Here is a 21776-nt window from a genome sequence, read left to right on the forward strand (position 1 = left end):
CTGCCGCCCGCTCGGCCATCATTGACCGATGCGTCGCGCTGACCGACTCTTCCTCATCATCCATGCCTTGCGCGGGCGCCGCACCGCGCTGCAGGCGCGCCAGCTGGCGGGCACGCTGGGGGTGTCGCTGCGCACCGTGTACCGCGACGTGGCCGACCTGCAGCTGTCCGGCGTGCCGATCGAAGGCGAGGCCGGCGTGGGCTATCTGTTGCGCAAGGGTTCGGACATCCCCCCGCTGATGTTCACCGCCGACGAGCTCGAATCGCTGGTGGTCGGCACGCGCTTCGTGCGCGCGTTCGCCGGGCAGAAGCTGGCCGAAAGCGCGCAGGCGGCCCTGTTGAAGATCGAGGCGGTGCTGCCGCCCGAATTGCGCGAACGGGCGGGGCGTACGCGCATCTACGCGCCGATCTGGCGCGACCAGAGCAAGAGCGATTTCGCCGCGCTGATCGACCGCCTCAACGCTGCCATCAGCGACAACCAGGTGCTGCGCCTGGATTACAGCGACGAGGCCGGCCGCACCAGCACGCGCGAGGTGGAACCGCTGTGCCTGGCGTTCTGGGGCGGCGCGTGGACGCTGGGCACGTGGTGCCGGCTGCGCGTGGGCTTCCGCAATTTCCGCCCCGACCGCATCGCCAGCTGCACCATTACCGGCGAGCGTTTTGGCGAGGTGGAAGGCCGCAACCTCGATGCCTACCTGCAGGCCATGCGGGGCTATTACGAAGGCATGGACGGCTGAGCAGCCGGCTTCCTCTTCTCCCTGGGAGCAAAAGCAGCGGATCGGCTAACCTCGACGTCGCCACCCGCGCCGGAGTGATCGATGTCGCTGACTGGGAGCCCCACCAAAGCCGCTGCAGCGCCGACATGGCACCTGGATCTCATCGCCGGCCTATCCATCGCCGGCCTGCTATTGCCCGAGGCCGTGGCGTACTCCGGCATCGCCAACCTGCCACCGCAGGCTGGCGTGATAGCCCTGTTCGTGGGCCTGGCCACTTATGGCCTGCTGGGTCGCAGCCGCTACGCCATTGTGTCGGCCACGTCGTCTTCCGCCGCGGTGCTGGCGGCGGGCACGCTGGCGCTGGCCGGCAGCGACAGCGTCTCGCGGGCCGCGGTGGGCGCCATGCTGGTGCTGTTGGCAGGCGTGTGTTTCCTGGTCGCCGGTGTAGCGCGCCTGGGTGGGCTGTCGCATCTGATCGCGCGGCCGGTGCTGCGCGGCTACACCTTCGGCCTCGCTTGCGTGATCGCGCTCAAGCAACTGCCGCATCTGATGGGCGTGGCGGACATGCATGGCGATTTCGTGCCGGCCCTGCTGGCGCAGCTGGCTTCGGTATTGCCCCAGCTCAAGCCCGCCGCCGTGGGCACGGGTGTGCTTGCGCTGTTCTTGCTGTTCGTGGCTGAACGCTTGCGTCGCCTGCCGGGCAGCCTGGTGGTGATTGCCCTGGGCGTGGCCGCGTCGGGCTGGCTGGCCGCGCGCGGGGTGACTCTTACCGGTGAGATCCACCTGGCCGCATCGCTGGGCTGGCCGCGCTGGCCGCAGAGCGGACAATGGGTGCCCAGCGTGGAGCTGGCGGCCGCGCTGCTGCTCATCCTGTATGCGGAGTCGTACAGCTCGATCCGCGGCTTTGCGCTCAAGCATGGCGATAGCGTCAACCCCAACCGCGACCTGCTGGTGCTGGGCGTGGCCAATGTGATTTCGGGTGCGTTGCAGGGCATGCCGGTGGGTGCCGGCTATTCGGGCACCTCGGCCAATGAGGCGGCGGGCGCCCGCTCGCGCTGGGCGGGCGTGATCGCGGCGGCCACCGTGCTGCTGCTGGTGTTGCTGGCGCTGCGCTGGATCGAACGGATTCCTCAGCCGGTACTGGCTGCCATCGTGATCCACGCGGTGAGCAAGTCGCTTCGGCTGTCGACCTTCGCGCCCTACCTGCGCTGGCATCGGGATCGCCTGGTGGCGCTGGCGTCGGTGCTGGCGGTGCTGTCGCTGGGCATCCTCAATGGCTTGCTGCTGGCCATTGCCTTCAGCCTGGTCATGTTGTTGCGCCAGCTGGCCACGCCGCGCCTGAGCGTGCTTGGCCGCCTCGCCGATAGCCACGATTTTGTCGACATCGAGGGGCACCCGGGCGCGCTGCCGATACCCGGCATGCTGATCGTGCGCCCCGAAGAGCCGATGTTCTTCGTCAACGCCGAAGCCTTGCTGGCCCAGGCGCGGCGGCGCGTCGACGCCAGCCAGGGGCTGCGCCGGGTGATCCTGAGCCTGGAGGAGTCGCCCGATCTCGATGGCACGGTGCTGGAGTCGCTGGGCGACTTCGCCACCTGGCTGGGTGCTCGTGGTGTCGAGCTGCGCGTGGCACGGTTGAAGGATGCCGCGCGCGATGCCCTGTCGCGCATGGCGCTACCCCAGCTTCCGCCACAGGCGCTCAACGACTGGAGCGTGGAGGATGCCGTATTGGCACCATCACCCCCCTCATCTTCGGCCAAGGGAAACCCTTAAGTGAACCAAGCACAACGCATGACATGGCTGGCCGCGGCCGCCCTCGCATTGACCGCACCGGCCTGGGCCGAACAGAACGCGGATGCCCGCTTCAAGCAGATCTACGAGCAGGAATGGGCCTGGCGCAATGGTCAATCCGGCATCAGCACCTCCGGCGAGGCGCAGCCCAACGGCGCGCGGCTGGACAACGTGGATGCCGCCAGCCAGCAGAGCCGGCTCGACTACTGGCAGAAAGTGCTCACCCGCCTGGACGGCATCGACCCCAAGCAGTTGCCGGCCGAGGACCAGGTCAACTACGCGATCTACCGCGCACAGATCCAGAACCTGCTCGCCGTGCAGCAGTTCAAGCAGTGGCAGATGCCGTTCAACAGCGACTCGGCGTTCTGGAGCGAGCTCAACTACGTGCTCGAAGGCGACAACCTGCGCACGCCGCAGGACTATCGCCGCTACCTCGACCGGCTCGGCGAGGTGCCGTCCTATTTCCAGCAGCAGATCGCCAACATGCGCGACGGCCTGGCGCGCGGCTTCACCGTGCCGCGTGAAGTGCTCAACGGGCGCGATGTATCGATCGCCTCGGTGGCGGAGCTGAAGGACCCCACCCAGAGCAGCTTCTACAAGCCGTTCGAGAATATGCCCGGCACGATCACCCCCGCCGACGCCGCCAGGCTGCGCGACGAGGCGAAGAAGGTCATCGCCGGCCAGGTGATTCCCGCCTACGGCACCCTGCTCACCTTCTTCCGCACCGAGTACGTGCCCAAGGCGCGCACTACGCTGGCGGCCGAGGCCATGCCCGACGGCAAGGCCTGGTATCGCCAGCAGATCATCGAATACACCACGCTGGACCTGAGCCCCGACGCGATCCACCAGGTGGGCCTGGACCAGGTGGCCAAGATCCACGCCGAAATGGTCAAGACCATGCAGGAGACGGGCTTCAAGGGAAGCTTCGCCGACTTCCTGCACTTCCTGCGCACCGACCCGCAGTTCTACGCCAAGACGCCGGACGAACTGCTGATGCGCACCGCCTGGGTGGCCAAGCAGGTCGACGGCCAGCTCGGCAAGGAATTCGGCCGCCTGCCGCGCCAGCGCTTCGCCATCGTGCCGGTGCCGGACGATATCGCGCCGTACTACACCTCCGGCCGCGGCGGTGCCGGCACCTATCTGGTCAACACCTACGATCTGCCGTCGCGCCCGCTCTACAACATGCCCGCGCTGACCCTGCATGAATCGATGCCGGGCCACTCGCTGCAGTTGGCGCTGGCGGCCGAGCAGCACGGCCAGCCGGCATTCCGCCGCGAGGGTTACATCTCCGCCTACGGTGAAGGCTGGGGCCTGTATTCCGAATTCCTCGGCAACGAGATGGGCATCTACAAGACGCCCTACGACCGCTTCGGCTACCTCACCTACCAGATGTGGCGCGCCTGTCGCCTGGTGGTCGACACCGGCATCCACCACCTGGGCTGGACGCGCCAGCAGGCCATCGACTACATGACGCAGAACACGGCGCTGTCCGATCGCGAGATCGCCAACGAGGTGGATCGCTACATCAGCTGGCCGGGCCAGGCGCTGTCCTACGAACTGGGCTACCTGAAGATCCTGGAGTTGCGCCAGAAGGCCGAGCAGGCGCTGGGACCGAAGTTCGATATCCGCCACTTCCACGACACCGTGCTGCAAGTGGGTTCGGTACCGCTGCCGGTGCTGGAGCAGCGCATCGACCGCTTTATCGCCGAGGGCGGCCCGGAGCCGGACTTCGGTTGCGATTGCGCCAAGGAAACCAAGGCGCCGTAAGCGCCGGCTAAAGAGCCGTTGTTCCGTGGTCTGTCGAACGGCCACGGGCAACGGCCGGCTTGCCGCTGGCGAAAAATTCACCTGTGAAGTAGTATTGCAAATAACTTCACTGGGAGAGTCACGCCATGGCTGCTCATCTCCAGCCTGAAAGCATCCCCGGCGCCGATCTCGGCGGCCCCGCGCTGCGCGCCTTCTTCAACCTCGCCGAACGCTGGAAGCTGCGCATCGCCGACCAGCGCCGCCTGCTGGGCGATCCGCCGGAATCGACCTTCTACAAGTGGAAGCGCCTGCAAAGCGGCACGCTGGGTCGCGATACGCTGGAGCGCATCAGCTATCTGCTGGGTATCTTCAAGAGCCTGCAGATCCTGTTTCCCGATCCGGAACAGGCCGATGCCTGGGTGCATCGTGCCAACCACAGTCCCCTGTTCGGCGGACAGTCGGCGCTGCAGCGGATGCTGTCGGGCAATGTCGCCGACCTCTACGTGGTGCGCCAGTACCTGGATGCCCAGCGCGGCTGGAACTGATCAGCCGCGAGGCGCCTGTCGCAACGGGCGATACCTTCGCCCGGCATACTCCCAGGCTCTGGCAGATCGCGCGAGAAAGAGCACCCGTCATGGCCGACATTCCCCCGCTCAAACGCATCCGCTGGAGCCAGGCCTACCGCATCGTGCCCAGCCGCTTTCCGCCGGTCGGCGTGTTCGACCGCATCGCCGAGCCGGGTGACCTGGAGGCGCTCTATGCCATCGAGGCGATGACCAACCCGCGCCTGCGCGACGAGATGGGCGAGTTGCGCCTGGTGCCCCCGGAGCGACGCGTCAGCGGCCCCGGCACCACGCCGGTGATGGCCGCCTTCACCCATCTCAATCCCGAAGGCAGCCGTTTCTCGGACGGAAGCTGGGGCGTGTTCTATGCCGCCCACAGCGTGGCCACCGCAGTGGAAGAAACGGTCTATCACCGCGAACGTTTTCTGGCCGCCACCACCGAGCCGGCCTGCGATATCGAAATGCGCTGCTACCGCACCAGCATCCAGGCGCGGCTGCACGATCTGCGCGGTGGCTGGAAGGCAGCCCACGATCCGGACAATTACGCCGCCGGCATCGCGCTGGCTCGACGGCTGCGCAACGATGGCTCCGATGGCATCGTGTACGACAGCGTGCGTCACCTGGGCGGCGAATGCGTCGCCGTGTTCTATCCCGACCGCGTTGCGCCCTGCGTGCAGGCGCAGCACCTGATGTACCGCTGGGACGGCACCCGCATTGCACAGGTGCTTACTGTCGATGAGTGGAAGCGCGGCTGATAGCGCGCAATCGCCATAAAAGAACGGGCCCCCTTGTGGGGGCCCGCCCAGCATCCGTGCCGGTAACCCTTATCGGTATCAGAAGCGGTAGCCGAGGCTGACGCCGTAGACCATCGGGTTGATCTTGGCCGTGCCGACCTTGCTGCCGCTGACTTTCACGTCGCTCTCGATGTCGACCCAGCGCAGGTCGGCGGTGAAGATCCACTTCGGGCTGAGCTTCACGTCCAGGCCAGCATGGGCGGCCACGCCCCAGCTGTTGGCGATGCTGACGCCGGCGCCCTGCAGCGCGCCCGCACCCTTGGTGTTGAAGAAGTTGGTGTAGTTGAGGCCGATGCCGAGGAACGGCGACACCGTGGCGTCGGGCAAGAAGTGGTAATTCAGGCCGAACGTCGGCGGCAGTTCCTTGGTCTGGGCCGCCTTGCCCAGGCCGGACAGCTTCACGTCGTGCTGGAACGGCCAGGCGGCGAGTACGTCCACGCCAATATTGGGCGTGATCATGTACTCAAGGCTGGCGGACGGCCGCACGCTGCTGCTCACCGAAGAACCAAGGCCGGCCAGGTTGCCGTTGTTGCTCTTGGGATCGACGACTGATCCACCAAAGCGCACGACCCAGTTGTCGTTGCTGTCAGCGTGGGCAGCAGGCGCAGCGATGGCGCCGAGGGCTGCGGCGATGAAGAGGGGAAGTAGAGCTTTCATGGGGTTCATCCGTCCGTATGGGTCATTCGGGATGAGGCCATGTTCGTGAGGATTTCGTTGTGGGCTATTGATCCAGGTCATATCAAGCTAGGGCATACGGACGCAGGTACGCATACCCTGGAAAGCAGACGGCCCGCCATGGGGCGGGCCGTCCGGGCCAAGGCAACGCCTAAAGGTTCAGGTGTCGGCGTTGGTAGCCCAACCCTCGCGGTTGCCGCGGGTGAACACGCGGTCGTTGTCGAGCACGTCACCGGCGGCATGCGCCGGCTGTTCGCGCAGGTGGGCATAGATGGGCGTGAAGTCCGGGCGGGTGGCGTCGAACAGCTGCTCGAAGCTGTCGATCACGAAGTAGGTCTGCTGGTAGGTGTCGATGCGGTAGCGCGTGCTCATCACACGCTCCAGCCCGAAGCCGATGCGGTTGGGCGACGGCGAGTCGAGCGAGTAGATCGACTCGCCCTTGGAGCTGACGATGCCCGCGCCGTAGATGCGCAGGCCATCGGCGGTGTTGATCAGGCCGAATTCCACCGTGTACCAGTACAGGCGCGTGAGGTTCATCAGCGCCTCGGGGCCGATGGCGAAGGCTTTCATGCCACCGCGGCCGTAGGCTTGCATGTAGTCGGCGAACACCGGATTGAGCAGCAGCGGCACGTGGCCGAACAGGTCGTGAAACAGGTCCGGCTCGCTGAGGTAGTCGAGCTGGTCCGGCTTGCGGATCCACCAGCTGACCGGGAAGCGGCGGTGGGCCAGGTGATCGAAGAACACCTCGTCCGGCAGCAGGCCTTCCACTGCCACCAGCTCCCAGCCGGTGGCGGCGCCGAGCACCTTGTTCAGGTCGGCGAATTTCGGGATGCCGCCATCTCCCAGGCCGAAGCGCTCCACGCCGTCCAGAAACTCCTGGCAGGCGCGGCCGGGCAGCAGCTCGCGCTGGCGCTTGTACAAGGTGTCCCAGACCTCGTGGTCGGTACGGGTGTAGTTGGCCCAGGGCTGCTCCACCACGCCGGTGGCGTACACCGGCACGTAGCCACGGTCAGTCTGCTGGTGTTCGACGCGGCGAGGGGCGGTGTTCATGGCGTGCTCCGGACGGCGTTGGCCGTGGTTGCTGGTGCGATGACACAGCATATGGCCGACGAGGCGCACGTTGCTTGTTTTATTGCTCATTCGTGGGTCTTTTGCGCAATAATCGGTTATATCTGAAGCTATTTTCGGAATTTCATTGCCATGGCCGCGCTGGACCGCACCGATCTGCGCATTCTCGCCGTATTGCAGGGGGAAGGCCGCATCACCAATGCCGACCTGGCCGAGCGGGTCAGCCTGTCGCCCTCGGCCTGCCTGCGGCGCCTGCAGCGACTGGAGGCCGAGGGCATCCTTACCGGCTATACCGCCCAGGTGGACCCCCAGGCCGTGGGCCTGGGGCTGCAGGCCTTCGTGCGCGTGCAGCTGACCAAGCACGAGAGCGCGGCGGTGGAGCGCTTCGTCGAACTGGTCAATGGCTGGGACGAGGTGGTGGCCTGTTATGCGCTCACCGGCGACATGGACTACCTGCTGCATGTCTATGTGGCCGACCTGCAGGATTTTTCGCGCTTCCTGCTCGACCGCTTGCTGAACGCCGCGGGGGTGGCTGACGTCAATTCCAGTTTTGTGCTGCGTACAGTCAAGCGCTCGGCTGCTTTACCCCTGACCCAATGGGAGCGTTGAAGCGTTCTCCATGGGGGCACAGCGGCCTCCGACTAACGCTAAACTAACCCGACTGATGAACACCCACACCGTTTCCGCCCCGGCCCGCCGCGACCTGATGCGACCACTGCGCTATGCCTGGCGCGTGCCGCTGCTGCTGCTGCACGTGGTGCTGGGCGTGCTGTTGTGTTCCCTGGTCCTGAGCTGGAACCGCAATGCGGTGATGAGGGACGGTCGCGAGCCATTTGCGCACCGCACCATCCGCTGGTGGTCGACCGCGCTGTTGCGCATCTTCGGTTTGCGTTCGGTGCGCGTGGGCAAGCCGTTGCCCGACGCGGCGCTGTTCGTGGCCAACCATACCTCGTGGATCGATATCGAGCTGTTGCATAGCCAGCGTGCCGCCTGTTTCGTGGCCAAGGCCGAGATCGCCAGCTGGCCGCTGGTCGGCTGGCTGGCCGCCAGCGGGGGCACCATCTTCCATCGCCGCGGCAACAACCATTCGCTGGCGGCGGTGATGCAGGTGATGGTCGATCGCCTGCGCGGCGGCCGTTCGGTGGCGGTGTTCCCCGAGGGCGGTACCGGCCACAACGGTGTGTTGCGGGTGTTCCACGCGCGCATTTTCCAGGCTGCGCTCGACGCCGGGGTGCCGGTGCAGCCGGTGGCGCTGCGCTTTGCCCGCGACGGGCACCGGGTGATCGACGCCGGCTTCCGCGAGCATGAAAACTTCATGCAGAACTTCCTGCGCCTGCTGGGCGAGGCGCCGCTCGATGCCGAGGTGCATTTCCTCGAACCGGTGCCGGCCACGCCCGATGCGCGCCGCCGCATGGCCGAGCTGGCGCGCGAGCGCATCGCACTGGCGCTGGAAGACAAGCCGAACCACGACAAGCGCGCATGAGCCTGCCCCGGGGAAAGGATTTCCTGCCACCCAGGCCGCTACGCAGCGGCCATATCCAGACCATGCTGTCGTCCAGCGGCGTACGCCGCCTGTTGTTGCCCCGGGCTGCCCGGGCGGTGCTGCAGGGCGCGCAACCGGTGACGGTGGATGGCGGCGACGGCGTGCGGCTCACCGGCGCCTACACGGCGCAGTCCAGGCAAGCATCGTCGCGCGGCCTCGCGGTGCTGTTCCACGGTTGGGAAGGCAGCGTCGATTCCACCTATGTGCTGCAGACGGGGAGCCGCCTGCTCGCCGACGGTTGGGATGTTTTCCGGCTCAATTTCCGCGATCACGGCAATAGCCACGATCTCAACGAGGCCTTGTTCCATTCGTGCCGTATCGATGAGGTGGTGAATGCGCTGGGCGACATCGCCCGGCGTTATCCCAGTCGACCCATGGCACTGGCGGGCTTCTCGCTGGGCGGAAACTTCGCACTGCGCGCCGCCTTGCGCGCGCCGGCCGCGGGGCTGCCATTGAGTTACGCGCTGGCGGTGTGCCCCATCATCGATCCCAGCGAAGGCCTGTTCTCGCTGGAGGAAGCAGCGCCGTGGTTCTACCAGGCGTACTTCATGCACAAATGGCGGCGCTCGTTGCAGGCCAAGCAGGCGGCCTTTCCGCACCGGGAGTATTTCGAGCTGTCGGAGCTGAAGCAGAGCCTGCGCGGCCTCACCGCCTCGCTGGTGGCGCGGCATACCGATTTCGATTCGCTCGAAGCTTATCTGGACGGCTATTCGGTGGCGGGCCGGGCGCTGGCGGACCTGCATATACCGGCGACCATCCTCACGGCGCGCGATGATCCGGTAATTCCGGTGGATGCGTTCGAAAAGCTGGAATTGCCGGCCAATGTCGAACTGGATATCGCCGCCTACGGCGGGCACTGCGGCTTCATCCGCGGCTGGGACATGACCAGCTTCACCGATGACTACATCGCCGCGCGCTTCAATGCGATGACGGCGGGCTGAGCGGCGCGGCTTCGTCGGGTTTCCTGCGGCAGCGATATCGTTGACAGTGGGCCGGCCCGCGCCGACGATGGTCCGTCTGTCCGCATCCTCCGCGATAGGGTCGCCCCAGCCTGGAGATAACGCTATGGCCCGTCATGCCAATGGCACGTTCGAGATCACGATGTCGCCGCAACCGGCGCAAGACGGCGTGGGCGACCCAAGCGTGGGTCGCATGGCCATCCACAAGCAATTCCATGGTGATCTCGAAGGCACGGGCAACGGCCAGATGCTGGCGGTGGGTACGCCGGTCGATGGTTCGGCGGGCTATGTCGCGATGGAGCGCGTCAGCGGCATCGTGCATGGGCGGCAAGGCAGCTTTGCGTTGCAGCATGCGGGTACCTTGACCCGCGGCACGCCACAGCTCTCGGTAACCATCGTGCCGGACTCCGGTACCGACGGGCTGAGCGGCATCGCCGGCCGGCTCGACATCACCGTCGCCAACGGGGTGCACGCCTATCACCTCGAGTATTCACTGCCGGACCTGCCGTGACGTTCCCATGGGGTGTCGCCGGCGCTACGCTTTCGCTTTCCCTTCCTGGAGCCACGTCCATGCGCAAGCTGATGTTCGCTCTGCTCGGCCTGCTCGCCGTCCATGCGGCTGCCGCCGCGCCGCAACTGGATAAGCTGACCCTGCCGGCGGGCTTCCATATCGCGGTGTACTCGGATGAGGTGCCCAATGCGCGCGAGATCACGCTGGGCGCCAAGGGCACGGTCTTCGTCGGCTCCAACAGCGCCGGCAAGGTCTATGCGCTTACCGACAGCAAGGGCGATGGTCACGCCGACAAGGTGCGGGTGATCGCCAGTGGCCTGCAGTTGCCGGTGGGTGTCGCCTTCCGCAATGGTGACCTGTACATCTCCGCCGTCAGCAAGATCCTGGTGCTGCGCGACATCGAGAACCATCTCGACAACCCGCCCGCGCCGCAGGTGATCTACGACAAGTTTCCCACCGAGACGCACCACGGCTGGAAGTTCATCGCATTTGGTCCGGACGGCAAGCTCTACGTGCCGATCGGCGCGCCGTGCAACATCTGCGACAAGGGCAAGGACTACGCCAAGCTCACGCGCATGAATGCCGATGGCAGCGGGCTTGAGGATGTCGCCTACGGCATTCGCAACACCGTGGGATTCGACTGGCAACCCCGCACGAAGCAATTGTGGTTCACCGACAACGGCCGCGACCTGATGGGCGACGACATGCCCAGCGACGAGCTGAACCGGCTCAGCCATGTGGGCGAGCATTTCGGTTTTCCCTACTGCCACCAGGGCGACACGCTCGATCCGGACTTCGGCAAGGGCAAGAGCTGCAAGGACTACACGCCACCCGTGCTGAAGCTCGGCGCGCACGTGGCCTCGCTCGGCATGCGCTTCTACGAGGGCGCGCAGTTCCCGGCGAGCTACCAGGGCGCCATCTTCATCGCCGAGCATGGCTCGTGGAACCGCACCAAGAAGTCCGGTTATCGGGTGATGACGGTGCGTCTCCATGGCGACAAGGTCATCGGTTACGAGCCACTGGTCGATGGTTTCGAGCAGGACGAGAAAGCCTGGGGCCGCCCGGCTGACGTGCAGCCGCTGCCGGATGGCAGCCTGCTGGTGAGCGACGACCTGGCCGGTGCGGTGTACCGCGTGACCTATCAAAAACCCTGACGGCCAAGTGCTTTATCGTGGGCGCCGCCTGATGCTTTTCGATTCATCGTTCCAGGAGAACCACCTTGCAATTGCGCAGCGACAATTTCACCCACGGACAGCCGATTCCGGCCCCGCTCGCCTTTGGCAAACGCGCCTCGCCGTTCGCGTTGTCGGACAACCTGAGCCCGCATCTGGCGTGGAAGGACGCGCCGCTGGCCACGCGCTCGTTCGTGCTGACCTGCATCGACTTCGACGTGCCGAGCAAACCCGATGACGTCAACCAGGCAGGGCGAACGGTGCCGGCCGACCTGCCGCGCGTGGAGTTCGTGCACTGGCTGATGGCGAACATCCCGGTGGAATGCGGCGAGCTGGCCGAAGGCGCCTGCAGCGACGGCATCGTGCCGCGCGGCAAGCGCGCGCCGTATGGTCCGCCCGGCAGCGTGCAGGGCATCAATGACTTCACCGGTTGGTTCGCGGGCGATGCGGACATGCGCGGCGAATACCTCGGCTACGACGGCCCATGCCCGCCATGGAACGACTCGCTGGTGCATCACTATCACTTCCGCCTGTATGCGCTGGATGTGGAGCACCTCAAGCTTGCCGACGGTTTCACCGTGAGCGAGTTGCGTGCCGCGATGGATGGCCATGTGCTGGCCGAGGCGGAACTGATGGGCACCTATACGCTCAACCCGGCACTAGCCTGAACCGTGGCGACGAAAGCATGAACAGTGCGCAACCAACGACTGGCGCCGGTCCATCTTCACGCCCGCAAGGCATGGCCTGTGGGTGAATGAGGGCGGGGCGATCCGCTGCCCCGTCACGAGGACCGCACCATGCTCCACTACGCCCTGGTATTTCTTGTCATCGCCATCATTGCAGCCCTGTTCGGCTTTACCGGCATTGCGGGTACGGCCGCCGGCATCGCGAAGATCCTGTTCGTTGTTTTCCTGATCCTCGCCGTGATCGCCTTCTTTCGCCGCGCCAGCTGAGCGGCAGCGCACCGGAGCTGGCACGCTCCGGCACGCGCCCGGCTAGCGATATTGGTTACAGTGAATCCATTGCCTCATGGGAGAACGTCATGAACAAGCAGGTCCAGGCGCATGAAGAAAGCGGCGCCGCCGAACGTATCGAGGAGCGCGCCGAGCGCATCAAGCAGGCCACCTCCAGCGCCGTGAACACCACCAAGGAGGCCGTGGAACGCGCGGCCGACCATGTCGAGGAAGGCCTGCATCGCGCTACCGACAAGGCCGCCGACGCCGCCACGCGCGCCAGCGCCAAGGCCGAGGAGGTTCGTCAGCGCGGGCGCGAAACCTATGACGAGGTGATCGATCGCGCCGACGAGTGGCTGGACCGCGCGCGCGATTACGTACGCGAGAAACCGGTGCAGTCGGTGGCCATCGCGCTTGGCGCCGGCTGGCTGTTAGGCCGCATACTCCGCCGCTAAGCGACACCGAGGACAGCGGATGGACCAGACCGGACGCGATGACGCGCCCGCTTCACCCGACGAGACGCCGGCACCCCCGTCGCCGCCGGGCCTGTTGGATGACCTCGGCCGCCTCGGGCGTGCGTTCCACCAGCTGTTCGGCGCGCAACTTCGCCTGCTGGCGGCGGAACTGGGGCTGGCCCGCAGCGCGGTGCATTGGCTGCTGATCGCAGGCCTGGTCGCGACGGTCGCGGGTGTGGGCCTTGGCCTGACCCTGCTGGGCCTGATCGGCTGGCTGCTGGCGCAATGGTTCGGCTCGTGGACCTGGGCGCTGCTGGTGCTGGCCCTGGTGGAAGTGGCTTTCGTAATCGGGGCGGTGCTGCTGTTCCGCCGCTGCATGCACTGGATGACCTTGCCCGCGACGCGGGGCGAATGGAATGCGATGATGCGCGAGGCCCTGCATCGTCCCGATCCGCAGGACGACATCCGTCCGGAGGACGCGCCATGAGCCTGATCAAGCAGCTGCATGCCGTTCGCGCCGCGCAGGCGCGTGCGGTGGAAGCACGTCACGAGCTGGCCGTGCCGGCACAGGCGTTGCTCTCACGTGGACAGCGTTATCCCCTGGCCACCGTGGGCGTGGCCGCCGGTGCCGGCTTCGTGCTGGGCCAGCTCAATGTCCATCCCCTGCGGGTACCCGGCCTGGGCGCGTTGTTGAGCGGTACCGCAGCCGAGTTGGTGAGCCAGGGCGTGCGGCTGGCCGCCGAGTTCGCGCAAGGCAGCTTCGACCCGTCATGAGTGAGCCGGAGTCGCCTGGCCCGCCCGCCACCCCCGGTGACGGCGCCGCGATGGTGCCCAGCCGCGTGCCTCGTGGTGGCCTCGTGCGTGTTCAGCGCGCGCAGAGCGCACGCCGGCACCTGCGCGGCATCCATATCGTATTGAACGTGTTTCTGGCGTTGGCGCTGCTGTACACGGTCACCTTGACCAAGCAGCTGCTGATACCGCTGGTGCTCGCTTCGTTCATTGGGCTGGCGCTCAATCCCATCGTGGCGCGCGCCGCCCATCTGGGCATTCCGCGCTGGCTGGGTGCCAGCGTGCTGATGATCGGGCTGATCGCGGCCATTGGCGGTGGCATTGGCATGCTGACACAGCCGGCGCTTGGCTGGTTCCATGAGGCACCCACCGCCATTCGCAGCTTTGTGCCGAAGCTGCGCGCCGTGACCCAACCGCTGGAAGCCGCCAACCGCGCCACGCAAAGCCTCACCGGGCCCGCCCGGCCGCAACAGGTGCAGCAACCCAGCTTGTCCATTACCGCATGGGACATTGTGGCCACGACGCCCAAGATACTTGCCGGTGTGCTCACCGTGGTGCTGCTGGTGTTCTTCTTCCTGGTGTACGGCGACCTGATGCTGAGGCGGTTGGTACAGGCCTCGCCAGGCTTTGGTTACAAGCGCCATGCGGTGTCGATCGTGCGCGGCATCCAGTACGAGGTATCGCGCTACATTCTCACCGCCTTGCTGATCAACGTCGGGCTGGGCGCCATCACTGCCGGGATGCTGTGGCTTTATCACATGCCGGATCCGCTGTTGTGGGGCGCGGTCGCGATGCTGGCCAACTTCATACCCTACGTGGGCGCCATCACCACCACCAGCGTGCTCGCCGTGGTGGGGCTGCTCAACTTCAACGATGCCACCTCGGCGCTGCTCCCCGCACTCACGTTTGCAGGCATTACGGCGTTCGAAGGCAATGTGGTGACGCCGCTGATCCAGGGCCATCGCATGCGGCTGAGCCCTATCGCCATCCTGCTGTGGCTGTTGGTGTGGGGCTGGCTATGGGGCATTCCCGGCGCGCTGCTGGCGGTGCCGATGCTCACCAGCGCCAAGCTGGTGGCCGAGCGCGTGCGCGGGTGGCAGTGGTTTGCGCGGATGGTGCAGCGCTGACCTGGGCGTGTGCCTTACCAGTCTATGCGCATGCGGTCGCGGAAGAAGCCGCCGGTGATGGCGGGGCGCGAGGGGAGCGTGGCGGCCCATACGATGCCGGCGGCGCCCTCGGCGACGGGGCGTCCGCCGTGGCCACCCATGTCGGTGGCGACCCAGCCAGGACAGACCGCATTGACCAGGATGCCGCTGCCTTGCAGCTCCATCGCCAGCATGCGCGTGTGGCTGTTCAAGGCTGCCTTGGACACGCGATAGGCCGGGCAGCCGGAACCGTCGCTGGCGATCGCGCCGCAGCCGCTGGAGACATTGACGATGCGGCCGTAGCCGTGACGCTGCATCAGCGGCAGCACGGCTTCGGTGAGTTGCCAGGCGCCGAGCAGATTGGTTTCCAGCGCCTGGCGCACGATATCCATGCTCACCGACGTCGCCTGGTTGTCGATGTCGAAATAGGCGCCGGCATTGTTGACCAGGATGTCCAGCCGTCCATAGTCGCGCTCGATGCGCGCGACCAGGGCACGGATATCGTCCATCGAGGTCACGTCCAGCGGCGCTGCCATTACCGTGCCGCCATCGCGGCGCAGCTGCCGCGCGGCCTTTTCACCGGCCAGCGGATTGCGTGCGCCCAGCAGTACGGTGATGCCTTCGGCGGCGAGCTGCCGGGTGATTTCCAGGCCCAGCCCCCGATTGGCGCCGCTGACCAGCGCCACGCGTTGCGCCAGCTCCGGTTCGGCCGCCGCGGCACGGCGACGTGGCGACCTCACCGGAAACACCACCGCGTTCATGGCGCGGCGGCAAGCTGATCGCAGCGTTCGGTGGCGCAGGCCTGCCAGCCACCGCCCAGCGCCTTGTACACCGACACGGCGCGCAGGTTGATGGCGGCCTGTGCGTCGGCCAGCGAATCCTCCGCTTCCAGCTGGGTGCGTTCGGCATCCAGCAGCTGCAGGAAGTCCGCGGCGCCTTCGTTGTAGCGGATGCGGGCGAGATCGGCCGCACGGCGACTGTTGGCCACCTGGTCCTGCAGCTTGAGCACGCGATCGCGCTGCAGGTTGTAGCCCACGATGGCGTTGTCCACGTCTTCCACGGCCTGCAGCACGCTGCGCTGGTAGTTGGCCAGCGCCGCATCGGCACGTGCCTCGCTCGCCTTCACGTTGGAACGCACGCGCTGCACGTTGAGGCCCGACCAGGTGATGCTCGGCGCGATCGACCACGCACGCGAGGCCGGTCCGCCGAAATCGTTGCTGCGCCCGGCCAGGAAGCCGAGGAAGCCGCCCAGCGTGATGTGCGGGTAGTAGTCGGCCTTGGCGACACCGATGCGGGCGTTGGCGGCGGCGAGTTGTCGTTCGGCTACGCGCACGTCGGGCCGGCGCTGCAGCACGTCGCCTGCGTTGCCGATGGCCAGCGCCACGTCGATGGGCTTGAAGCCCTGCGGCGACAGGTCGATGTCCAGCTCGCCCGGTCGTTCGCCCACCAGTACGGCGAGTCGGGACGTGTCGTTCTGCGCCAGCGTCTGCAAGGTAGGCAGCTGCGCTTCCACGAACTTCAGGCGCGCGGTGGCGCTGGCCACGTCCTGCTCCGAGCCAGTGCCGATATCGGCGCGGGCATGGATCAGGCGCAGCGACTCGCGCTGGTTCTCGATGTCGCGGTTGGCCACGTCGATGCGCAACTGCACGCCACGCAGGTCGAAGTAGTAGCGCGCGATCTCGGCGAACAGCGTCACCTGGGCATCCTGCAGCGAGGCTTCGCTGGCGCCGGCCTCGGCGCCGGCGGCTTCCACCGAGCGACGCACGCCGCCGAACAGATCCAGTTCCCAGCTCGCATCAAAACCGGCCTGGTAGCTGGTGATGGTGGTGCGCTGGTCGGTGAAGCCGGGCTCCTGCTCGCGGGCCCGCGAGTAGTTGGCCCCGGTTTCCACGTCGGGAATCTGCTGCGACTTGGCCACACCCCATAGCGCGCGTGATTCACGCAGATGGGCGAAGGCGATCTTCAGGTCGGGGCTGTTCTGCGCGGCGCGCTGGATCAGCGCGTCGAGCGTGGGGTCGTTGAACTGCTTCCACCAGTTGGCCTGGAAGTTCGCGGTGGACTCCTGCTGGCTGTTCACGCCCTGCAGCGCTACCGGTTTTTCCACCGGCGCGTGGTAATTCGGCCCCACGCTGGCGCAACCGGCCAGCAGCAACGAAGCGGCGAGTGCGGTGAGCTTATTCATCAGTGATTCTCCAAAGCAGGGGCGGCCGAGGCGAGGCGCGCCGCCTTGCGGGCACGCCGGCGCTCGCTCATGCGCTCGCTCCAGCCGCGCACCAGCACGTAGAACAGCGGGGTGAAGATCAGCCCGAAGAAGGTGACACCCAACATGCCCGAGAACACCGCCACGCCCATCGCGTGGCGCATCTCCGCGCCGGCGCCGTGCGAGGTCACCAGCGGCACCACGCCCATGATGAAAGCGAACGAGGTCATCAGGATCGGGCGCAGTCGCAGGCGGGCCGCTTCCAGCACGGCTTGCACGCGGTCCATGCCTTCGATGATCTGCGCCTCGCGGGCGAATTCCACGATCAGGATGGCGTTCTTGCAGGCCAGGCCCACCAGCACGATCAAGCCGATCTGGGTGAAGATGTTGTTGTCACCGCCGGACATCCACACGCCGCTGATGGCGGACAGCAGCACCATCGGCACGATCAGGATCACCGCCAGCGGCAGGGCGAGGCTCTCGTACAGCGAAGCGAGCACCAGGAACACCAGCAGCACGCACAGCGGGAACACCAGCACCGCGGTATTGCCGGCGAGGATCTGCTGATAGGTCAGCTCGGTCCACTCGAAGGTCATGCCGTTGGGCAGGTTGTCGCGTGCCAGCTTCTCGATCGCCGCCTGTGCCTGGCCGCTGCTGAAGCCGGGCGCCGCGCCGCCATTGATCTCGGCGGTGGGATAGCCGTTGTAGTGCTGCACGCGATCCGGTCCCACCGTCTGGTGCACGGTGACGAACGAACCCAGCGGAATCGCCTCGCCGCTTGCGCTGCGCGTCTTCAGCCGCAGGATGTCCTCCGGCTCATGACGGAAGCTGGGCTCGGCGGACACGTTCACCTGGTAGGTGCGACCGAAACGGTTGAAGTCGTTGACGTAGAGCGAGCCCAGGTAGGCCTGCATGGTCTGGTACACATCGGCCAGGTCCACGCCTTCGGCCTTGGCCTTCTCGCGGTCCACGTCGGCGTCGATCTGCGGCACGCTGACCTGGTAGCTGGAGAACAGGCCGGCCAGCGTGGGTACCTTGGTGCTGGCCTGGATCAGGCCCTGGGTCTGCTTGTACAACTCCTCGAAGCCCGCGTCGGAACGATCCTCCACCTGCAGGCGGAAGCCGCCGATGGTGCCCAGGCCGTTCACCGGCGGAGGCGGGAAGATCGCGATGTAGGCGTCCTGGATGGCCGCGTACTTCTGCTGCAGGGCGGCCGTGATCGCCCCGGCGGACATCGACGCGTCGCGACGCTCCTCGAACGGCTTGAGCGTGACGAACACGATGCCGGAGTTGGTGCTGTTGGTGAAGCCGTTGATCGACAGGCCCGGGAACGCCACGGCGTTCTCCACGCCCGGCTGCTTGAGCGCGATGTCGCTCATGCGGCGGATCACGTCTTCCGAACGATCCAGCGACGCGGCATCGGGCAGCTGCGCGAACGACACCAGGTACTGCTTGTCCTGCGCCGGCACGAAACCGGTCGGTACGTGGGCGAAGCCGAACAGGCCCAGCAGCACCAGGCCGCCATAAATGAGCAGCGCGATCGAACCCGAACGCAGGATGCGCTTCACGCCACCCACATAACGGTTTGCGCTGCTGATGAACAGGCGATTGAACGGGCGGAACAGCCAGCCGAAGCCGCGATCGATCCACCGGCTCAGCTTGTCCTTCGGCGCACTGCGATCCTGCAGCAGCAACGCCGCCAGCGCGGGGCTGAGGGTGAGCGAGTTGAATGCGGAGATCACCGTGGAGATGGCGATGGTCAGCGCGAACTGGCGATAGAACTCGCCGGTGAGGCCGCTGATGAACGCCGCCGGCACGAACACCGCGCACAGCACCAGCGCCGTGGCCACGATCGGGCCGGTGACTTCGGTCATCGCCTTGCGGGTGGCTTCCTTGGGCGCGAGGCCGTGTTCGATATGTCGCTCGACGTTTTCCACCACCACGATGGCGTCATCCACCACGATGCCGATGGCCAGCACCAGGCCGAACAGCGACAGCGCGTTGAGCGAGAAACCCGCCAGGTACATCACCGCGAACGTGCCGATCAACGACACCGGCACCGCCACCAGCGGAATGATCGAGGCGCGCCAGGTCTGCAGGAACAGGATCACCACCAGCACGACCAGCGCGATCGCCTCGAACAACGTATGCACCACCGCCTCGATCGAACCGCGCACGAACACGGTCGGGTCATAGACGATCTGGTAGTCCACGCCCTGCGGGAAATCCTTCTTCAGTTCCGTCATGGTGTGGCGGACTTCGTCGGAAATCTGGATGGCGTTGGAGCCCGGCCGGGCAAAGATCGGCAGTGCCACGGCGGGATGGTTGTTGAGCAGGCTGCGCAGCGCATAGGTGTCGGCGCCAAGTTCCACCCGGGCCACGTCGCGCAGATGCGTCACGGCGCCGTTGGCGTCGGTGCGCACGATGATGTTGAGGAAATCCTCTTCGTTGATCAGGCGGCCACGCGTGTTGATGTTGAGCTGGAACGCGGCGTTGCCATGGCCCGGGGGCGCATTGAGCGCACCGGCGGCGACGGCCACGTTCTGCTCCTGGATGGCGTGCACCACATCGCCGGTGGTGAGCTGGCGCATGGCCAGGCGTTCGGGGTCCAGCCACACGCGCATGCTGTATTCGCCGGCGCCGAAGATCTGTACGTCGCCGACGCCGTCGAGGCGGGCCAGCTGATCCTTGATGTGCAGTCGCGCATAGTTGGACAGGTACAGCATGTCGTAGCGCTGGTCCGGCGAGATCAGGTGTACCACCATGGTCAGGTCGGGCGAGCTTTTCTGGGTGGTCACGCCCAGGCGCTGCACTTCCTGTGGCAGGCGCGGCTGGGCCTGCGCCACGCGGTTCTGCACTTGCACCTGCGCATTGTCCAGGTCGGTGCCCAGCGCGAAGGTGACGGTGAGCGTCATGGCGCCGTCGCTGGTGGACTGCGAGCTGGTGTAGAGCATGCCTTCCACGCCGTTGATCTGTTCCTCCAGCGGCGTGGCGACGGTTTCGGCGATCACCTTGGGGTTGGCGCCGGGATAGCTGGCGCGCACCACCACGGTGGGCGGCACCACTTCGGGGTATTCACTGATCGGCAGCTTGAACAGCGCGATGCCGCCCGCGATGACGATCAGTACGGAAAGGACGCCGGCCAGAATCGGCCTGTCCACGAAAAATTGGGCGATTTTCATTGCATTCGTCCTGATGGCTTCAGGCTCCTCCCCCTGCCTTGCAGGGGGAGGTCGGGAGGGGATGAGCCCACGAAGCGAAACGCTTCATGACGGCTACACCCCTCCCCAACCCTCCCCTGCTACACGCAGGGGAGGGGGCGTTTGGGCTTCTTCTTCCTGTCGTGAGTCCCGAAAGGAACTCCGTTCGGTCGCAGGGAAGGGAGTCGCGGATTCAGTTCTGCGCGGCGATCTTGTTTGCGCTGCCGCCTTGCTGCGCGATCTGCTTGTCCGGATCGAGGCTGCGCGCTTCCATCGCCACCTTGGTCGGGTTCACTTCCACGCCGGGGCGCACGTGCTGCAGGCCGTTGACGATCACCACGTCCTTGGCATCGAGCCCGTTGGTCACCACGCGCAGGCCGTCGAGCAGCGGACCGGTTTCCACGCGGCGGTATTCCACCTTGCGGTCCTTGTCGATCACGTAGACGAACTTGTTGCCCAGATCCGTGCCGATGGCGCGGTCGTCGACCAGCGCGCGCGGCTGCGGGCTGTCGCTGCGCAGCTGGATGCGTACGTACAGGCCCGGCGTATAGCGCGCGTCGGCATTGTCGAACACGGCGCGCAGGCGGATGGTGCCGCTGCCCGCACGCAGCTGGTTGTCCACGAAGTCGACGCGACCGGTATGCGGAAAGCCCTTTTCATCGGCCAGCGCCATGGCGATCTGCGGCGAGGCGCCATGCTCGCGGCGCTGGCGATCGAACTTCAGGAAGCTGTGCTCGTCCACGTCGAAGTAGGCGTAGATCGGGTTGACGCTCACCACGCTGGTCAGCACATCGTTGCTGGTGACCAGGTTGCCCGGCGTCACCAGCGCGTTGCTGACGCGGCCGTCGATGGGCGCGCGCACTTCGGTGAAGCTGAGGTTGAGGCGCGCCGCATCCAGTGCTGCGGTGGTGGAGGCCACCTGGGCCTTGGCGCTCTGCGCCGCGGTGGCCTGGCGGTCGGCTTCTTCCTTGGCAATGGCGTGCTGATCGAGCAGCCGCTGGGCGCGCTCGGCGTTGGACTGCGCCAGCACCTGCTCGGAACGGGCCTGGTTGAGGTTGGCGCTCAGCCGATCCACTTCGGCCTGATACGGACGCGGGTCGATGCGGAACAGCAGCTGGTCCTTGCGCACCAGTGCGCCCTCCTGGAAATGCACCGAATCCACGTAGCCGCCCACGCGGGGCCGCAACTGGATGGTATCGACGGCCTGCAGCCGGCCGGTGAACTCATCGGCGTCGTCCACCGGGCGCACCAGCACCTGGGCAACGGTGACCGTGGGTGGCGCCATAGGCGCGGACTGGGCGTGGGTGTCGGCGCTATGGCCCAGCAGGGCCCAGCTGCCGCCCACCACGGCCAGGGTGAGTAGGGCGAATATCCATTGTTTCTTCATGTCGCGATCCCAGAATGATCTCGTCGGGGCAGGGGTACGCCGACGAACAGGAGCGAGAGATTAGGTGTACCATGGAGTTCAATAAATGCGTTTTGGTGCAATGCAATAGTGAC

At 66.3% G+C, this 21776-nt stretch carries 22 protein-coding genes; 16 read left to right on the forward strand and 6 right to left on the reverse strand.

Going from position 1 to position 21776, the window contains the following annotated elements; translation table 11 throughout:
- Positions 1 to 28: 28 nt before the first annotated feature.
- From MJ606_RS05995 to MJ606_RS06015, 5 genes are all read left to right on the forward strand, one after another.
- Positions 29 to 736 carry a YafY family protein gene (locus MJ606_RS05995; protein ID WP_243048477.1) on the forward strand — a complete coding sequence of 236 codons (708 nt, stop codon included), beginning with the start codon at positions 29 to 31 and terminating at the stop codon, positions 734 to 736.
- A gap of 81 nt (positions 737 to 817) precedes the next feature.
- On the forward strand, positions 818 to 2485 hold the full coding sequence (locus tag MJ606_RS06000) for a SulP family inorganic anion transporter (RefSeq protein WP_243048478.1): 1668 nt from the start codon (positions 818 to 820) through the stop codon (positions 2483 to 2485).
- A gap of 18 nt (positions 2486 to 2503) precedes the next feature.
- On the forward strand, positions 2504 to 4270 hold the full coding sequence (locus MJ606_RS06005; protein ID WP_243048603.1) for a DUF885 family protein: 1767 nt from the start codon (positions 2504 to 2506) through the stop codon (positions 4268 to 4270).
- Between the two features lie 125 nt (positions 4271 to 4395).
- Complete coding sequence (locus MJ606_RS06010; RefSeq protein WP_243048479.1) at positions 4396 to 4794, forward strand: antitoxin Xre/MbcA/ParS toxin-binding domain-containing protein; 399 nt, start codon at positions 4396 to 4398, stop codon at positions 4792 to 4794.
- Between the two features lie 89 nt (positions 4795 to 4883).
- Positions 4884 to 5567, forward strand: coding sequence for an RES family NAD+ phosphorylase (locus MJ606_RS06015; RefSeq protein ID WP_243048480.1), 684 nt, complete (start codon positions 4884 to 4886; stop codon positions 5565 to 5567).
- A 78-nt stretch (positions 5568 to 5645) separates the two neighbouring features.
- Here MJ606_RS06015 and MJ606_RS06020 read toward each other — a convergent pair whose 3' ends face one another.
- A complete protein-coding gene (locus MJ606_RS06020; RefSeq protein ID WP_243048481.1) occupies positions 5646 to 6263 on the reverse strand; it encodes an OmpW family outer membrane protein in 618 nt (205 codons plus the stop codon).
- A 177-nt stretch (positions 6264 to 6440) separates the two neighbouring features.
- Entirely contained in the window at positions 6441 to 7331 is an 891-nt protein-coding gene (gene phhA, locus MJ606_RS06025; RefSeq protein WP_243048482.1) for a phenylalanine 4-monooxygenase, read from the reverse strand.
- 150 nt (positions 7332 to 7481) lie between these two features.
- Here phhA and MJ606_RS06030 point away from each other — a divergent pair, with 150 nt between their 5' ends.
- From MJ606_RS06030 to MJ606_RS06080, 11 genes are all read left to right on the forward strand, one after another.
- Complete coding sequence (locus tag MJ606_RS06030; protein ID WP_243048483.1) at positions 7482 to 7958, forward strand: Lrp/AsnC family transcriptional regulator; 477 nt, start codon at positions 7482 to 7484, stop codon at positions 7956 to 7958.
- Positions 7959 to 8013: 55 nt separating this feature from the next.
- On the forward strand, positions 8014 to 8832 hold the full coding sequence (locus tag MJ606_RS06035; protein ID WP_243048484.1) for a lysophospholipid acyltransferase family protein: 819 nt from the start codon (positions 8014 to 8016) through the stop codon (positions 8830 to 8832).
- Positions 8829 to 9833 (forward strand): alpha/beta fold hydrolase, encoded by a 1005-nt coding sequence (locus MJ606_RS06040; RefSeq protein ID WP_243048485.1) that lies wholly within the window; start codon positions 8829 to 8831, stop codon positions 9831 to 9833. The genes MJ606_RS06035 and MJ606_RS06040 overlap by 4 nt, the downstream gene beginning before the upstream one ends.
- Positions 9834 to 9957: 124 nt before the next feature.
- Positions 9958 to 10362: a DUF3224 domain-containing protein gene (locus tag MJ606_RS06045; RefSeq protein ID WP_243048486.1), complete on the forward strand. Its 405-nt coding sequence runs from the start codon at positions 9958 to 9960 to the stop codon at positions 10360 to 10362.
- A 59-nt stretch (positions 10363 to 10421) separates the two neighbouring features.
- Positions 10422 to 11516 carry a PQQ-dependent sugar dehydrogenase gene (locus tag MJ606_RS06050; RefSeq protein WP_243048487.1) on the forward strand — a complete coding sequence of 365 codons (1095 nt, stop codon included), beginning with the start codon at positions 10422 to 10424 and terminating at the stop codon, positions 11514 to 11516.
- 65 nt (positions 11517 to 11581) lie between these two features.
- On the forward strand, positions 11582 to 12202 hold the full coding sequence (locus MJ606_RS06055) for a YbhB/YbcL family Raf kinase inhibitor-like protein (protein ID WP_243048488.1): 621 nt from the start codon (positions 11582 to 11584) through the stop codon (positions 12200 to 12202).
- 129 nt (positions 12203 to 12331) lie between these two features.
- The gene (locus MJ606_RS06060; RefSeq protein WP_243048489.1) at positions 12332 to 12487 is read left to right on the forward strand and encodes a DUF1328 domain-containing protein; all 156 of its coding nucleotides are present in this window, start codon (positions 12332 to 12334) and stop codon (positions 12485 to 12487) included.
- A gap of 89 nt (positions 12488 to 12576) precedes the next feature.
- A complete protein-coding gene (locus MJ606_RS06065; protein ID WP_243048490.1) occupies positions 12577 to 12942 on the forward strand; it encodes a hypothetical protein in 366 nt (121 codons plus the stop codon).
- Between the two features lie 19 nt (positions 12943 to 12961).
- Positions 12962 to 13429 carry an ABC transporter ATP-binding protein gene (locus MJ606_RS06070; RefSeq protein WP_243048491.1) on the forward strand — a complete coding sequence of 156 codons (468 nt, stop codon included), beginning with the start codon at positions 12962 to 12964 and terminating at the stop codon, positions 13427 to 13429.
- On the forward strand, positions 13426 to 13716 hold the full coding sequence (locus MJ606_RS06075; protein WP_243048492.1) for a hypothetical protein: 291 nt from the start codon (positions 13426 to 13428) through the stop codon (positions 13714 to 13716). Before MJ606_RS06070 ends, MJ606_RS06075 begins: the two co-directional genes overlap by 4 nt.
- A gap of 83 nt (positions 13717 to 13799) precedes the next feature.
- Positions 13800 to 14858 carry an AI-2E family transporter gene (locus MJ606_RS06080; RefSeq protein ID WP_243048493.1) on the forward strand — a complete coding sequence of 353 codons (1059 nt, stop codon included), beginning with the start codon at positions 13800 to 13802 and terminating at the stop codon, positions 14856 to 14858.
- Positions 14859 to 14872: 14 nt separating this feature from the next.
- Here MJ606_RS06080 and MJ606_RS06085 read toward each other — a convergent pair whose 3' ends face one another.
- The 4 genes from MJ606_RS06085 to MJ606_RS06100 all read right to left on the reverse strand — a co-directional run bounded on the left by MJ606_RS06085 (position 14873) and on the right by MJ606_RS06100 (position 21663).
- A complete protein-coding gene (locus MJ606_RS06085; protein WP_243048494.1) occupies positions 14873 to 15616 on the reverse strand; it encodes an SDR family oxidoreductase in 744 nt (247 codons plus the stop codon).
- Positions 15617 to 15633: 17 nt separating this feature from the next.
- Positions 15634 to 17058: an efflux transporter outer membrane subunit gene (locus MJ606_RS06090; protein WP_243048495.1), complete on the reverse strand. Its 1425-nt coding sequence runs from the start codon at positions 17056 to 17058 to the stop codon at positions 15634 to 15636.
- Positions 17058 to 20258, reverse strand: a complete 3201-nt coding sequence (locus MJ606_RS06095) for a multidrug efflux RND transporter permease subunit (RefSeq protein WP_243048496.1) — start codon at positions 20256 to 20258, stop codon at positions 17058 to 17060. The genes MJ606_RS06090 and MJ606_RS06095 overlap by 1 nt, the downstream gene beginning before the upstream one ends.
- A gap of 211 nt (positions 20259 to 20469) precedes the next feature.
- A complete protein-coding gene (locus tag MJ606_RS06100) occupies positions 20470 to 21663 on the reverse strand; it encodes an efflux RND transporter periplasmic adaptor subunit (protein WP_243048497.1) in 1194 nt (397 codons plus the stop codon).
- Between the last annotated feature and the right edge of the window lie 113 nt (positions 21664 to 21776).

It is taken from the genome of Dyella sp. RRB7 (assembly GCF_022761115.1).
Classification (GTDB): Bacteria; Pseudomonadota; Gammaproteobacteria; order Xanthomonadales; family Rhodanobacteraceae; genus Dyella.